Origin of the sequence: Dactylosporangium aurantiacum, from assembly GCF_000716715.1 — a bacterium.
Lineage (GTDB): Bacteria > Actinomycetota > Actinomycetes > Mycobacteriales > Micromonosporaceae > Dactylosporangium > Dactylosporangium aurantiacum.
This window is the reverse complement of sequence record NZ_JNYJ01000045.1, coordinates 41,150-54,983: the sequence shown is the minus strand read 5'-3', so window position 1 is coordinate 54,983 and position 13,834 is coordinate 41,150. Positions and strand designations below refer to the sequence as shown.

Below are 13,834 nucleotides of genomic sequence, written 5' to 3'. Positions count from 1 at the left end.
GGATCCTCAAGGGGTGTGGGTGTTCAGCGGCTCGGGGACGCGCCGGCGGCGTCGGCGCCGGCACGCCAGACGGGGCCGTCCGGAAACGCGTAGCGCGCCCGGCTCTCCGCCCGCATGGTGGAGCTGAACCCTGGTGCGAGCGGCGCCAGGTAGTGCCCCCGGTGCATGCGCACCGGGTCGGTGAAGTGCTCGTGCAGATGGTCGACGTACTCGATGGCCCGGTCGTGCATCGAACCGGACACCGCGACGTAGTCGAACATCGACAGGTGCTGCACGAGCTCGCACAGCCCGACGCCACCGGCGTGCGGGCAGACGGGGACGCCGAACTTCGCCGCCAGCAGCAGGATCGCGACGTTCTCGTTGACCCCGGCGACGCGGGCGGCGTCGAGCTGGACGAACGAGACGGCGTTGAGCTGCAGCAGCTGCTTGAACACGACCCGGTTCTGGACGTGCTCACCGGTGGCGACCGGGATCGGCGCGATCCGCCGGGCGATCGCCGCGTGCCCGACCACGTCGTCGGGCGAGGTGGGCTCCTCCACCCACCACGGGTCGAACGGCGCGAGCGCCTCGACCCACTCGACCGCGGTGCCGACGTCCCACCGCTGGTTGGCGTCGATCGCGATCCGTACGCCCGGGCCGCACACCTGCCGGGCGATCCGCATGCGGCGCAGGTCGTCGTCGAGATCGGCGCCGACCTTGAGCTTGATGTGCGTGAACCCGGCCGCCAGGGCCTCCCGGCAGAGCCGTTCGAGCTTGGCGTCGTCGTAGCCGAGCCAGCCGGGTGACGTGGCGTACGCGGGGTAGCCGCCGGCCAGCAGCGCCTGCACCCGCTCCTGCCGCCCCCGCTCGCCGCGGCGCAGCAGCCGCAGCGCCTCCTGCGGCGTCAGGGCGTCGCTGAGGTAGCGGAAGTCGACCAGGTCGACCAGCTCCTCCGGCGACATGGCCGACAGCAGCTGCCACAGGGGCAGGCCGGCCCGCTTGGCCTTGAGGTCCCACAGCGCGTTGACGACCGCCGAGATCGCCATGTGCATGACACCCTTCTCCGGCCCGAGCCAGCGCAGCTGCGAGTCGTAGACCAGCTCCCGGTACAGCCCGCCGAGGTCGTCGAGCACCTCCTTCATCAGACGTCCGACGAGATACGGCCGAAGCGCCTCGATCGCCGCGGTCTGCACGTCGTTGCCCCGGCCGATGGTGAACGCGAACCCGTGCCCCTCGGTGGACTCGCCGCCCGCCTCGCCGCCGCCGACGGCGTCGGTTCGTAGGACCACATAGGCGGCCGAGTAGTCGGGGTCGGCGTTCATCGCGTCGGAGCCGTCGAACTCCCGTGAGGTCGGGAACCGCACGTCGTAGGTGTCCAGCGACACGAAGCGGTGGGTCACGGCCCCTCCCTCGATCGGTACCACTGCCGGCTGAGACATCCGATGTTTAGCAGGCGTGGGCGGCGGGAGGCAAGGGGCAAAATCTTGGACGCTGTCGCTTTTGTTCGAAGCGACAGAAGTTCGGAACCCTTCTTGACGAAGAGATACCTCCGATGTTCACTCGGTGTCGAGGGTTGTCCATGGTTCGATGAGCGGACCCACCGCTCGCAGACCTGCGGACGACACCCTGTGACGCGACGCCGACGCGGAGCAGGGTAGGCATCAGCCCTGGAGGGGCCCCTCCAGGGCTGATGCTGTGCTGACCCGAACGCCACGCCTCCCACCCGGCGCGGCGGCCGTTCGTTACCCGGGGTGTGCCGCCTGGACGGACAGCGGCCGCCGGCGCCGTGGCGGACAATGCGGGCATGGTGCGTGCGTACGTCGCTCCGCCGTCCAACCGGGGCCTGATCGCGGCGGTGGCCGCGACGACCGTGGCCGGCGCCGCGTCGCTGCTGGTCGCCTGGCGCAGCGACGTGGAGGACCGGCGAATGCGTGACGCCCCGCCCTGCGCGCAGGGGCAGGAGCTCACCAGGGCGCGGTGCCGGGCCGTGCTCGACGCGACGCTCACCGAGCTCACGAGCGACCATGCGACCTTGGATCTCGCCGGGCGGCAGCTGACCATGAGCACCGTCATCTCCCGCGACGTCCCGCCGGCCGGTGGCCGTGCGGTGCGGGTGACCCTGTATCGCGGCGAACCGGTCCGGATCGAGGCGGCCGGCCTCACGGTGACCTCCGACGACACGCCGAAGGACAACACGCTCGTCTTCGGCTTCCTGGGACTGTTCTTCCTCGTCGCCGGCCCCGTCGGCGCCGGCGTCACCCTCGCGCGCCGCCCCCGCGCCGCGGCGGCCTGAGGCGCCGCATGGCGGGCTGCCGGGCGCGCCTACGGGTCAGCGGGCGGTGACGGCAGTCGATAGCATCCAACCCCTGTCGGGCAGCTGCAACGGGGGGATCATGACGGGCGCGTCGACGAGCGAATCGATCATCGAGTCGGCACGCGGGCCGGCCACCGGCGGGCGGCGCACACTGGTGGTGGCGGCGGTCGTTGTGCTGGCCGCCGCGGCGGGCGTCGTGCCGTGGCGGTCCAGGGGCGAGGACCCGCCCAGGCGGCCCGCGCCGGCCACGGCACTGCCGTCGGAGCTGTACGCGGCCGACGGCACGACCCTGATCGCCCGGTTCGACACCGACGAGCCACAGGACAGCTGCCTGCGCGCATCGGTCAACGACTGGGGCTACTTCTGCGACTACTTCGTCACCTGGTGGCGGGGGCAGGAAGCCTTCGGGACCGACCCGGCCCAGCGGCTCGAGCGGCTGCGGCACGGCGGGTACCGCGTCAACGGCTCGCTCGACCCGCGGCTGCAGGCCGGCGCCAAGCAGCGGGTCGACGCGACCGTGCCGGTCAGCGACCCGAACGTGTTCAGCCTCGCGGCGATCGAACCAGGCACCGGCCTGGTCAGGACGATGGCCGCCAACCGCAACTTCCGCCGCCCCGCGGCCGCGAGCCGGGCGACAGGCCCGACCGGGGACCAGGGCGACGTCCTGCCGGCGTGGCGGCCCGCCGGACCCGACGTGGTGGACCCGCTCGTCTCCGGCAGCGCGGAGACGCCCGGCGGCGCGGCCGGCGCGCCGTTCATGATGTTCACCCTGGCCGCGGCGCTTGACGGCGGCCTCACGCTGGACCACGAGATCGACACGAAGCGGGTGTACCAGTCGAAGTACCGCATCGACCCGCAGAACCCGGTGGCGTGCGACGGCGGGTACTGGTGCCCGGCCAACACCGGCGACCCGGCGTACCTGTCCGGGCGCCGAACGATGTGGGACGCGTTCGGCCACTCGGTGGTGACCTACTTCGTGGCCCTGCAGGAGCGCCTCGGCGCGGAGCGGTCGGTCGCCATGGCGCAGCGCCTGGGCATCGTCTTCCGCAGCCCGCAGGACCAGAGGCTGAGCGAACCGGCGGACAGCCGGTCATGGGGCGCGTTCACGGTCGGCGTGTCGGCGACCACCGCCCTGGACCTGGCCAACGCGTACGCCACGCTGGCCGCCGACGGCACCCGCTGCGACCCGCTGCCCGTCACCCGCGTCACCGACGCCGCCGGCCGGCCGATCGACGGCGTCGGGCCGCGTTGCGAGCAGGCGCTCCGCACGCAGGTTGCCCGCGCCGCGATCGACGCCGCTCGGTGCCCGGTCGGCGACCGCTCCGCGTTCGGCGACCGCTGCGGCGCCGGCACCGTCGCGACCACGACGGTCCACGACACCGTCGGCCGCCCGGTGGCCGGGCAGTCCGGCCTGACGAGCGACCGACGCGGCTTCTCGGTGGTGGTCGCCGCCCCGCAGCTGGCCACCGCGGGCCTGATCGCCTCCCCGCCGGCGTTCGACCCCGGCGCGGCCCAGCTCGACGCCGGCGTGCCCGAGCACGCCGTCGGGGTGGTCGCCGGGGTCGCGCACGACGGCCTTGCCCCGCTGCCGGCCCGCGACTTCACCGCCCCGCCGCGCGAGCTCGCCTTCGCCTGACGCCGCCCGCTACGACCCGGTCACCGGTCGTCGCCGGGGCCGGACGGCTCGCGCAGCAGCGGGTGGGCGGCGGTCGCGGCGGCGACCAGGTACACCACCAGGGCGGCGGTCGTCCAGCCGGCCAGCGCGGACCCGTGCACCTCGAACGTCGACGCCACGTTCGGGGCGAACGCGGCGAGCGCCGCGAGCGTCTCGAAGCGCAGCACCGCGACCGCGGTCAGCGCGCCCATGGCGACCGCGCACGCGACCGTCCACAGGTACGGCGGCAGGCGCCGCACGACGCCGGCGACCGCCAGCAGACCGATCGCGACGACGCAGGCGTTGGCGAAGCCGTCCAGCAGGCCCGGGACGGCGTGGGACAGCGCCTCGCGCGCCGAGGTCAGCTCGCCGCCCTCGTACAGCTGCCGCATGGACGCCTCGCCGCGGGCCGCGAGCCGGCCGTCGGGGTGGAGGTCCACGTCCAGCCGCCGCGCCGGGTCGGCGGTGTAGTCGCCGCGCGCGGTGCTCAGCCCGCTGATCGTGACGGTCGCCCAGGCGCCGGTGGTCAGGCCCACGAGCGCCACCGCCGCGCCCGCCGCCGCCACCGCGGCCAGCACCCGGCCCGCCCGGGCACGCCACACCGAATCGGCCACGATACCCCCATATACGTGGAGCGGACCCGGCCTGCGCCGGGTCCAGATCGATACACGATCCCCGATGGGACCCGGTCGGTCAAGCGACCGGCAGCACGCCGGAACCGGCGCGCCAGGGCGACCCCGGCGCGCCGGATCCGACGGCGTCACGGGGTGACGAGGTCGAACTTCTCCCACTGGCCGACGGCGGTGCGGTTGGCGATGAGCGGCGCGGCGCCCGCGTTCTCCGCGCACACGTAGCGGCCGTTGACGTCCGCCCGCAGGCTGAACGAGCCGTCGCCGTTGTCGAGCAGCTGGAAACTCTCCCACGCGCCCGCGGCGGCCCGGTTGGCGACCAGCGCCGCGGCACCCGCGTTCTCCGCGCACACGAACATGCCGTTGGCGGCGGCCCGCAGCGCGACGGCGCCGCCGCCGAGCGGCACCTGCTCGAAGCGTTCCGCGGTGCCCCAGGCGGTGGCGCTCGCGACGAGGGTGCCGGTGGCGGCGCTGACGAACCGGCCGTTGGCGCGCGAACGCAGGCCGATGCCGGCGGGCGGGGTGGGCACGAACCGGTCGACCCAGTACCTGGTGCGGGTCAGGTACGCCGTCTCCGCGGCCGCGCCGGTGAGCCCGTACGCGCCGGAGTAGGTCAGGTACCCCTGGCCGGCCGGTGGCGTGGAGGAGGCGGGTTCGATGGAGGAACCTTCGTGCCACTCGTTGAACGACGTGATCGACACCCAGGTGGGCAGGCCGCCCTGGGTGAGGGCGTTGTTCCAGGCGCGGTCGTAGGCGGCGCCGTTGTCGCGGCCGAGCGTCGGGGTGGTGTTGCCCGGCACGGCCCGGTCGTCGATGTAGCCGGGCGCCACCGACGGCGCCCAGACCAGGCCGTTGGCGCGGCAGTAGGCGTTGGCGTCCGCCCAGCCGGGGGCGGTGGCCGCGGCGATGCCGTCGTAGGTGTACATGCCGCCGAAGTTCGCGACCTTGCTGGTGTCGGTGGTCTGCGCCAGCACGATCGACGTGGCGCGCACCTGCGCCAGGGCGGACCAGTCGGCGATGCGCAGGCTCTCGAACACGTAGTACGCGCCGCGGTTGCCGTGCTGGGCGTCGCGGTAGAAGGCGGCGTGCGGGCCGTACCGGGCGATGAGGTAGTTGATGTCGGCGACGGTCGAGGCGGCGGTGCGGCCCGGGTACGGCTCCAGGTGCCAGGCGACCTTGAGGCCGTGCCGGGCGGCGGCGTCGAGGATCCCGGGGACCAGGGTGTCCTCGTAGGAGCCCTGCCCCCACCAGCTGGTGACGACGACGCCGGCGCCGGCCTGCGCGATCCACGTCATGTGCTGCTCGAGCACGGCCGGGTCGCCGGAGTTGTACGCGCCGCGGACCGGGTAGTAGTTGGCGCCGATGTCGGTCGGCGGGGTGTGCCCGCCCTGGTCCCAGTGCCGGTACGTGCCGTACCAGGGGTAGTAGAAGACGTGGACGTTCGATGCGGGGCCGGCGGCCGCGGCCGCGTCGCGCAGCGCGAACGGCACGACGGACAGGCCCAGCGCCGTGGCGGAGGCGCCGAGCAACCCGCGTCGGGTGAGTCTCATGCGGTGAGATGTCCTTCCGGAAGGCGCCGGGTGGGGCTGGCGGGCCCCACCCGGCGGGGAACCTACGCCGTGGTGAGGATGAACTTCTCCCACGGGCCGATCGCGTCGCGGTTGGCGATGAGGGCGGCGGCACCGGCGCTCTCCGCGACGACGTACCTGCTGTTGACGGTGGCCTGCAGGCTGACGGTGCCGTCCGGGTTGCGGATCAGCTTGAACGTCTCCCAGCCGCCGATCGCGGCGCGGTTGGCCACGAGCGGGTTGGCGCCGGCGTTCTCCGCGCACACGTACTGGCCGTTGAACCTGGCTTTCAGCGCGACGTTGCCGCCGCCGAGGTCGACGACCTCGAACTGCTCGGCGGTGCCGGCGGCGGTCTGGTTCGCGATGAGCGGGCCGGCGCCGGCGGTCACGTACCGGCTGTTGACCTGCGCCATGAGCGTCGAGCCGCCGGCCGGGGGTGTGCCGCCGGTGATGACGCGCAGCGCGTCGACCATGCCGACCGACGTCGTCTTGTTCACGATGCGGATCGTGTGGCTGCCGTTGGCCAGGCCGGTCTTGGTGTACACCACCTGCTGCACCTGGCGGGCGCCGGCGACGTTGAGGTTCACGTTGGCCTGGAAGGCGTTGTCGATGTACACGTCGACGTTGCCCATGTCGCTGAAGCGCTCGGACAGCAGCTCCACGCCGGTGCCGGTGAAGGTGTAGCTGGCGGCGGCGTTGACGGTGGTGGAGTGGTGGGTGTCGTCGTTGTAGTCGCCGTAGCCGCGGCCGGTGGTGTGGAACCAGTTCGCGTCGTAGGTGAGCGCGGTGTCGTTGACCAGTCCCGGGGTGCCGGGTCCGCCGGTGCCGAGCGTGGAGGCGGTGCCGGACAGCGACTTCACGCCGGTGTTGGCGGTGCCGGACAGCGAGGTCGACGTGTACGACGTCAGCGGCTTGGCGGTGCGCTCGACGACGTACACGGTGTTGGCGGCGGTGGCGAAGGTGACCTCGCCGGCGGTCGTGGTGGTGAGGGTCGCGTTGTCGGAGGCGCGGCGGACCCGGATCTCGGCGGTGCCCCACGGGTTCACCACCCGGGCCTGCTTGCCGTAGAGGCTCTTGAGGCCCACGTACTTGGTCTCGTTGCCCTCCCGCTCGGAGCTGACCAGGAAGCCGTCCTTGGCCAGCAGCGTGAACCGGCCGACGAAGTTCGTGTCGTTGGGCGCGGCAGGGAAGACCCGGATCTTGTCGTTGTAGGACTGCAGCAGCGTCTCGTTCATCGCGGCGAGGTGCACGCCGAGGTACTCGAAGACGCCGTTGGTGTTGTTGGTCATGCCGTTGGGGTAGTTCTGGTAGCGCTGCAGCATCAGCTTCATGCCCTGCAGCGCCTGGTCGCCGAGGCCGAGCCGGGCGGCCTGCACCGCGTCGTTGGCCCACACGTTGCTGTACGGGTTGGGCCGGGTGTTCCAGCTGTTCAGCGCGGTCTGGTAGTCGGCGGCGCCGATGCCGGTCAGGTCGTAGGGCCAGATCAGCTCCGCGGTGACGTTCTCACCGTTGCGCTGCTGGGCCGGCGCCGGCGGGTCGTGCGGCAGCCACGCGCCGTTGCTGGTCTTGTACGGCTCGATGCGGTCCAGCACGTTCTGCCATCCGGCGCGCAGGCCGGCGTCGAGGCCGAGCTGGTTGCTGACCTGGATGGTGAGCGGGAACAGCAGCCGCACCGCGGCCAGGTCGGTGATGGCGTTCTTGACGTCCCAGTACGTCTCGTGCGCGTTGGACGTCGCCATGGAGTAGCGGCCAGTGCCGGCGTCGTAGCTGAGCTTCGACTGGTAGAACTTCACCGCCTCGCGCATGTACGGGTACGCGGTGTTCTGCAGGTAGGCCAGGTCGTTCGTGTACCGGTACTGCAGGTACATGTTGTACGCGGCCTCGGTGCCGGTGGAGTAGATGTCGTTGACGTAGTCGCTGTTGACGGTGCCGCGGGCGTTGCCGTCCCAGCCCATCGTCTCCGGCACCCACAGCCCGTCGATGCCGTACCTGGTCTGCGTGTAGGCCTTCAACGCGGTGAGGTTGCGGCTGTAGAGGCGGTTCTCGGTGGCGAACAGGTCGGCGTGGTTGGACGCGAGGAACGAGTTGTACACGTCGCGCTGGTTCCAGTACCAGTAGCCGTTGCTCCACTTGGTGCGGTCCTCGGTCGCCCGGAACACGCCGTTGATGAAGTGGAACGGGTAGTTGCCGTAGCCGCCGGCGGCGATCATGTACGTCGCCAGGTAGTAGACGTTCTCGAGATAGTCACCGGTACCGGCGGCGCCGCTGTACTGCACGAACGACTTCGCCCAGAACGCGTGCCACCAGTCGCGGTAGGCGTTGAGGTTGTTCAGGTAGCCGGTGCTCTTCGCCGCGCTGAGCTGGTTGCGGGCCTGGGTGACGGAGTTGGCGCCGGGGGAGTTGACCCGGCTCGCGGCGGTGAACCAGATCGTGTAGCCGGCGCTCGGGGTGATGCTCAAGCGGACCCGTGTGCCGTTGACGACCTGCGTGCTGTACGCGGCGCCCTCGACGGTGGCGGCCAGGGTGTAGCCGAAGTTGTTCGGGTCGCTCTGGCCGCGGCTGAGCCCGGCGGCGCTCGCGTCGGCGAACGTGCTCACCTGCTTCCAGGTGTCCAGGTTGGGCACGTCGGCGCTGTTGGTGACCGTCGCCGGGTCCCACATGCTCAGGTCCAGCGTGGTGGTGCCCAGGCCGGTGCGGGAGTCCTCGACGTGCACGCCCATGACCTCGGAGCCGGGCACCCCCATGATCGTGACCGTGCGGTTGGTGTCGTACCGGGTGGTCAGCGTGCCGTCGTACAGCGACAGCCGCTGCTGGTAGCTGCTCACGCCGGTGTCCAGACCAGGGCTGGTGTTGAGGTTCACCAGGCCCGCCGCGAACGCGGACTGCGGCGACAGGTCGACGCCGGAGACCTGCATGGTGAGGCCGTTGGCGTTCCAGACCATCGCGCCGGTCTTGCCGTTGCCGACGGTGAGCCCGTGCAGCGGGTTGGTCTGCGGGCTGTTGGCGACGATGTCGTGCCTGCCCAGGTAGCCGGCGTAGTTGACGTCGAGCGCGCCGGTGCCGGGATTGAACACCTCGTCGGTCGTCGACGCGGTGGCGTTCGGGCCGTGGATCAGGGTGACGAACGTGCCCAACAGGACGGTGGCGGCCGCCAGGAGGGCGAGTCGGCGGGGCTTGCCCACGGAAACTCTCCTTCGATCCGGGTGCGGGGAGCCTCGCGCCGTCGAGACCCTTCCATGTGACAAGCAGTTAACATTGGACGTCTGCCTTCGTCAATGCCTGCAGTGTCCGAGAGTACCCGTGATCATGTGTGCCTCGCTGGCAGATACATGGGATGTCTCGTGGATCGCCGGATGTCCGACGTGGGCGGGTGCCGGCCCGTGGGCCGGCACCCGCCCACCGTTCAGCCCGCCATCGCGCTGCCGGTCTCCAGCAGCGACTTGAGGTCGCTGAGGATCCACGGCCAGCCGCCGCCGGCGCCCATGTCCTCCAGCTCCCCGGACAGCAGCTGCGCCAGGCCGGCCTCGTCGCCGATCTCGTGGGTCACGGTCAGCGCGGTGATGCCGTCCTTGCCCTCCTTCAGCTCGTACGTGAGCCGGGTGAAGCCCTCGGGCACGTGGTCGGGGTCCATCAGCATCCGCCAGGTCTGCACCAGCCGGAACGGCGGGGCGACCTCGACGATCTCGCCGTCGACGCCGAGCTCCGGGGCGCCGGCGGCGATCATGCCGGCGTTCGACATGCCGCGGAACGCGCCGCCCGGGCGCAGCTCCATGTGGTTCTCGCCGCGGTAGCCGTAGCGCGACGTCCACTCCGGGGTGGTGATCGCGTCCCAGATCCGCTGCGGGCTCGCCTTGATGTGAATCCTGTAGACCTGCGTACTGCTCATTGCTCGTCCCCTTCGAGTTCGGCCTTCAGTTCCAGCAGTGCGGTGGCGTGGTGCTCGGTGTACTTGTCGATCCACCGGTCGTGCACCTGGCGGATCGGGATCGGGTTGAGGAAGTGCAATTTCTCCCGCCCCATCCGGCGGGTCACGACCAGTCCGGCCTCTTCGAGGACCTTCAGGTGCTTCATGACTCCGAAGCGCGACATCTCCAGCTCCGACTCCAGCTCCGTCAGCGTGCGGCCGTCACGCGAGAAGAGCAGGTCGAGCAGGAACCGGCGGGTGGGATCGGCCAGGGCCTTGAAGACGCGGTCGTCGTCATCCACTACTCGAAGTTATGTGACCAATAGGTCACATGTCAAGCCCGCCAGGGCCCGGCCATAGCAGGGTGTGGCGCATTGGGCAGCGCCGACCCCTTGTGGCGGGTACGGGCGTAACGGCTAAGGTGCCTTCCGCGGCCGTGCGCGGTCGCACGCACCAACCGGGCCAATGCTGTCCCACCGAATGTTTTCCGTTCGCACCGCCAGGCAACGGTGGAGGGACAGCTGTGCCAGACCCGACTGGCTTTCTGAAGTACGGTCGTCAACTCCCGCTGCTGCGGCCGGTGCCCGAGCGGGTCACCGACTGGCGCGACGTGTACCAGCGCGCCGACCCGCAGCTGATCCACGAGCAGGCCAGTCGCTGCATGAACTGCGGCGTGCCGTACTGCCACAACGGCTGCCCGCTGGGCAACCTCATCCCGGACTGGAACGACCTGGTCCGCACCGGGGAGTGGGCGCGCGCCGCCGACACGCTGCACGCGACCAACAACTTCCCCGAGGTCACGGGCCGGCTCTGCCCAGCACCGTGCGAGGCGGCCTGCGTCCTGGGCATCGGCGACGACCCGGTCACGATCAAGCAGGTCGAGGTCGAGATCATCAACCACGTCACCGACGACGGGCCGCTGCCGCCCTTCCCGGTGGCGCCGCCGTCGGGCCACAGCGTGGGCGTCGTCGGCTCCGGCCCGGCCGGTCTCGCGGCGGCGCAGCAGCTGGCCCGCGCCGGGCACGCGGTCACCGTGTACGAACGCGGTGACGCCCCCGGCGGCCTGCTGCGCTACGGCATCCCGGACTTCAAGTTCGAGAAGCACCACATCGACCGGCGGCTCGCGCAGATGTCGGCGGAGGGCGTGACCTTCGTCACCGGCTGCGAGGTCGGCGTGGACGTCTCGCTGGCCGACCTGCGCCAGCGGCACGACGCCGTGGTGCTCGCCTGCGGTGCGCTGGACCCGCGCGACGTGCCGGACACCCCCGGCCGCGAGCTCAGCGGCATCCACCAGGCGATGGAGTACCTCGAGGGCGCCAACAAGGTCGTCGCCGGCACGCTGGACGCCCCGCCGATCACCGCCGCCGGACGGCACGTCATCGTGGTCGGCGGCGGTGACACGGCCGCGGACTGCCTCGGCACCGCGCACCGGCAGGGTGCCGTCAGCGTGCAGCTGGTCGAGGTCGCCCCGCTGCCGCCGCCGCAGCGCGACGCGTCCCGCAACCCGTGGCCGACCTGGCCGATCATGCTGCGCAGCGGCTCGGCCCACGAGGAGGGCGGGGAGCGCAACTACGGCTGCGCGATCCGCCGGTTCATCGGCGACGAGCAGGGGCGGCTGCGCGCCGTCGAGCTGGTGGACGTCGTGCTGGGCCCCGGGTTCACGCTGACCGAGGTCGAGGGCACCGACCGCGAGATCCCGGCCGACCTGGCCCTGCTGGCGATCGGCTTCGCCGGCACCCAGCCCGGCCCGCACCTGGAGCAGGCCGAGCTGACCCGCAACCGGCGCGGCACGCTGGACACCGACGCCGGGTGGCAGACGTCGGCCCCGGGGGTCTTCGTGGCCGGCGACGCCCGCCGCGGCCCGTCGCTCATCGTCTGGGCGATCGCCGAGGGCCGCTCCGCGGCCGCGGCGGTCCACCAGTACCTGGGCGGCGGCGGCCGGCTCCCGGCCCCGATCACCCCGTCGTCGGCGCCGCTGACCGCGCACTGACGGCCGCCGCCCAGGGCCTCAGCCTCCGCCGAGGCCCTGGGCGGCGATGGCGGCCTGGACCCGGCTGCGCAGGCCGAGCTTCGCGAGGACCCGGCTCACGTGCGTCTTCGTGGTGGCCTCGGCGATGCCGAGCCGGGCGGCGATCTCGGCGTTGGACAGCCCGTCGCCGAGGCAGCGCAGCACCTCGCGCTCGCGGTCGGTGAGGCCGTCCAGGTCGACCGGCGGGACCGGCGGCCCGGCGAACGTGGCGATGACCCGCCGGGTCACCGCGGGCGCCATGACGCCGTCGCCGCGGGCCACCGCGCGCACCGCGGCGAGCAGGTCGGCGGCCTCGGCGTCCTTGAGCAGGAACCCGGCCGCGCCGGCGCGCAGCGCGCCGAACACGTACTCGTCCAGGTCGAACGTGGTCAGGATCAGCACCCCGGGCACGCCCAGGGCGACGAGCTCGCGGGTGGCCGCGATGCCGTCGAGGCGGGGCATGCGCACGTCCAGCACGACGACGTCGGGGCGCAGCTCGCGGGCCAGCTCGAGGGCCCGCAGCCCGTCCGCGGCCTCGCCCACCACCTCGACGTCGGGCGCGGCGCCCAGGATGAGCACCAGGCCGGCGCGCACCGCGTCCTGGTCGTCCACCACCAGCACCCGCACGGTCATACGCGCACCTCGCGGGGGAGGCGGGCGGTGACCAGCCAGTCGCCGCCGCGCGGGCCGGCGTCGAGCGAGCCGCCGAGCAGCTCGGCCCGCTCCCGCATGCCGATGACGCCGGCGCCGGCCCCGTCGGCCCGCGGCGGCCGGCCGGCGAGCGGGGAGGCGACGCTGATGTCCACCGCCGCCGGCTGGTACGCGACGGACACCGTGACCGGGCCGCCGTCGCCGTGTTTCAGGGCGTTCGTCAGCGACTCCTGCACGATGCGGTAGGCGGCCAGGTCCACCGACGTCGGCAGGTCGGCGGGCTCACCGCGTACCGACACCGCCACGGCGAGACCGGAGCGCCGGGCGCGCCCAGCGAGGTCCTCGAGGTCGGCCAGCCCGGCGGTGACGTCCTCGGCGGCCGACCCGCCGCCAGGGTCGCGCAGGAACCTGACGAGCTGGCGCATCTCGGCCAGGCCGCGCACGCTGTTCTCGCGGATGACCCGCAGCGCGTCGCGGGTGCCGTCGGGGCCGAGGTCGGCGCTGAGCGCCGCGGTGGCGTGGATGGCCACGGCGCTGAGGTGGTTGGCGATGACGTCGTGCAGCTCGCGGGCCATCCGGGCGCGCTCGCCGGCGACGGCGTTGGCCCGGTCGAGCTCGGCGAGGCGGACCAGCTGCCGGGCGACCCGCGCCTGTTCCCGGTGGTGGCGCACGTGCGTGCCGGTGAGCACCGGCACGACGGTGACCAGCGCGAGCAGGATCGCCAGCCCGAGGGCCTGCACGTCGCGGTACACGACGAGGGCCACGACCGCGGTCACCACCGAGCCGACGACGGAGCACGCCAGCAGCGCCCGGGCGAGGGACTGCCGGCCGTGCACGCAGGCGTCGTAGAGCACCTGCGTGTAGACCAGCGGCGTGGCCAGGGACGGCCCGACCACCACGTCGGCGGTGACGGCGGCGGTGCCGATCAGCACCGAGGCGAGGGGCGCGGTACGGCGCAGCAGCAGCGCCGCGCAGCACACGACCAGCGGCGGCACCAGCCACCCGACGCCGGCCCTGGCGTGGTACTGCCCGGCGGCGAACATGAGCAGCCCCAGGCCGAGCCCGGCCCCGGCGAGCGCGAGGTCGACGGCGCGTCCCTTCATGCCGCCGATTCCACCATCCCGGAC

General features: G+C 72.5%; 11 protein-coding genes. 3 read left to right on the top strand and 8 right to left on the bottom strand.

Annotated elements, in window-relative coordinates; genetic code table 11:
* Positions 1–23: 23 nt before the first annotated feature.
* On the bottom strand, positions 24–1,379 hold the full coding sequence (locus tag OP18_RS39305) for an enolase C-terminal domain-like protein (RefSeq protein WP_033364271.1): 1,356 nt from the start codon (positions 1,377–1,379) through the stop codon (positions 24–26).
* 404 nt (positions 1,380–1,783) lie between these two features.
* Between OP18_RS39305 and OP18_RS39300 the strand changes: the two genes are divergently transcribed.
* The gene (locus OP18_RS39300) at positions 1,784–2,272 is read left to right on the top strand and encodes a hypothetical protein (RefSeq protein ID WP_033364270.1); all 489 of its coding nucleotides are present in this window, start codon (positions 1,784–1,786) and stop codon (positions 2,270–2,272) included.
* A gap of 100 nt (positions 2,273–2,372) precedes the next feature.
* Positions 2,373–3,929: a penicillin-binding transpeptidase domain-containing protein gene (locus tag OP18_RS39295; protein ID WP_052387994.1), complete on the top strand. Its 1,557-nt coding sequence runs from the start codon at positions 2,373–2,375 to the stop codon at positions 3,927–3,929.
* A gap of 20 nt (positions 3,930–3,949) precedes the next feature.
* On the opposite strand, the gene OP18_RS39290 is transcribed toward OP18_RS39295, so the two are convergent.
* From OP18_RS39290 to OP18_RS39270, 5 genes are all read right to left on the bottom strand, one after another.
* Complete coding sequence (locus OP18_RS39290; protein ID WP_156090107.1) at positions 3,950–4,561, bottom strand: hypothetical protein; 612 nt, start codon at positions 4,559–4,561, stop codon at positions 3,950–3,952.
* A gap of 146 nt (positions 4,562–4,707) precedes the next feature.
* Positions 4,708–6,126, bottom strand: a complete 1,419-nt coding sequence (locus OP18_RS39285) for a glycoside hydrolase family 99 protein (protein ID WP_211273814.1) — start codon at positions 6,124–6,126, stop codon at positions 4,708–4,710.
* 62 nt (positions 6,127–6,188) lie between these two features.
* Complete coding sequence (locus tag OP18_RS39280; RefSeq protein WP_052387993.1) at positions 6,189–9,326, bottom strand: fascin domain-containing protein; 3,138 nt, start codon at positions 9,324–9,326, stop codon at positions 6,189–6,191.
* A 221-nt stretch (positions 9,327–9,547) separates the two neighbouring features.
* The gene (locus OP18_RS39275) at positions 9,548–10,030 is read right to left on the bottom strand and encodes an SRPBCC domain-containing protein (protein WP_033364268.1); all 483 of its coding nucleotides are present in this window, start codon (positions 10,028–10,030) and stop codon (positions 9,548–9,550) included.
* On the bottom strand, positions 10,027–10,350 hold the full coding sequence (locus OP18_RS39270; protein ID WP_033364267.1) for an ArsR/SmtB family transcription factor: 324 nt from the start codon (positions 10,348–10,350) through the stop codon (positions 10,027–10,029). The genes OP18_RS39275 and OP18_RS39270 overlap by 4 nt, the downstream gene beginning before the upstream one ends.
* 221 nt (positions 10,351–10,571) lie before the next feature.
* On the opposite strand from OP18_RS39270, the gene OP18_RS39265 reads away from it, so the two are divergent.
* The gene (locus OP18_RS39265) at positions 10,572–12,038 is read left to right on the top strand and encodes a glutamate synthase subunit beta (RefSeq protein ID WP_033364266.1); all 1,467 of its coding nucleotides are present in this window, start codon (positions 10,572–10,574) and stop codon (positions 12,036–12,038) included.
* 18 nt (positions 12,039–12,056) lie between these two features.
* Here OP18_RS39265 and OP18_RS39260 read toward each other — a convergent pair whose 3' ends face one another.
* Both OP18_RS39260 and OP18_RS39255 read right to left on the bottom strand, forming a co-directional pair.
* Positions 12,057–12,689 (bottom strand): response regulator, encoded by a 633-nt coding sequence (locus tag OP18_RS39260; RefSeq protein ID WP_033364265.1) that lies wholly within the window; start codon positions 12,687–12,689, stop codon positions 12,057–12,059.
* Positions 12,686–13,810: a sensor histidine kinase gene (locus OP18_RS39255; RefSeq protein ID WP_033364264.1), complete on the bottom strand. Its 1,125-nt coding sequence runs from the start codon at positions 13,808–13,810 to the stop codon at positions 12,686–12,688. The genes OP18_RS39260 and OP18_RS39255 overlap by 4 nt, the downstream gene beginning before the upstream one ends.
* Positions 13,811–13,834: the final 24 nt, after the last annotated feature.

What these genes read in the sequence shown, in the direction of transcription:
- OP18_RS39295 (WP_052387994.1), top strand. Translation starts at nt 2,373, where the DNA reads ATGACGGGCGCGTCGACGAGCGAATCGATCATCGAGTCGGCACGCGGG.
- OP18_RS39255 (WP_033364264.1), bottom strand. Translation starts at nt 13,810, where the DNA reads ATGAAGGGACGCGCCGTCGACCTCGCGCTCGCCGGGGCCGGGCTCGGC.
- OP18_RS39285 (WP_211273814.1), bottom strand. Translation starts at nt 6,126, where the DNA reads ATGAGACTCACCCGACGCGGGTTGCTCGGCGCCTCCGCCACGGCGCTG.
- OP18_RS39260 (WP_033364265.1), bottom strand. Translation starts at nt 12,689, where the DNA reads ATGACCGTGCGGGTGCTGGTGGTGGACGACCAGGACGCGGTGCGCGCC.
- OP18_RS39300 (WP_033364270.1), top strand. Translation starts at nt 1,784, where the DNA reads ATGGTGCGTGCGTACGTCGCTCCGCCGTCCAACCGGGGCCTGATCGCG.
- OP18_RS39275 (WP_033364268.1), bottom strand. Translation starts at nt 10,030, where the DNA reads ATGAGCAGTACGCAGGTCTACAGGATTCACATCAAGGCGAGCCCGCAG.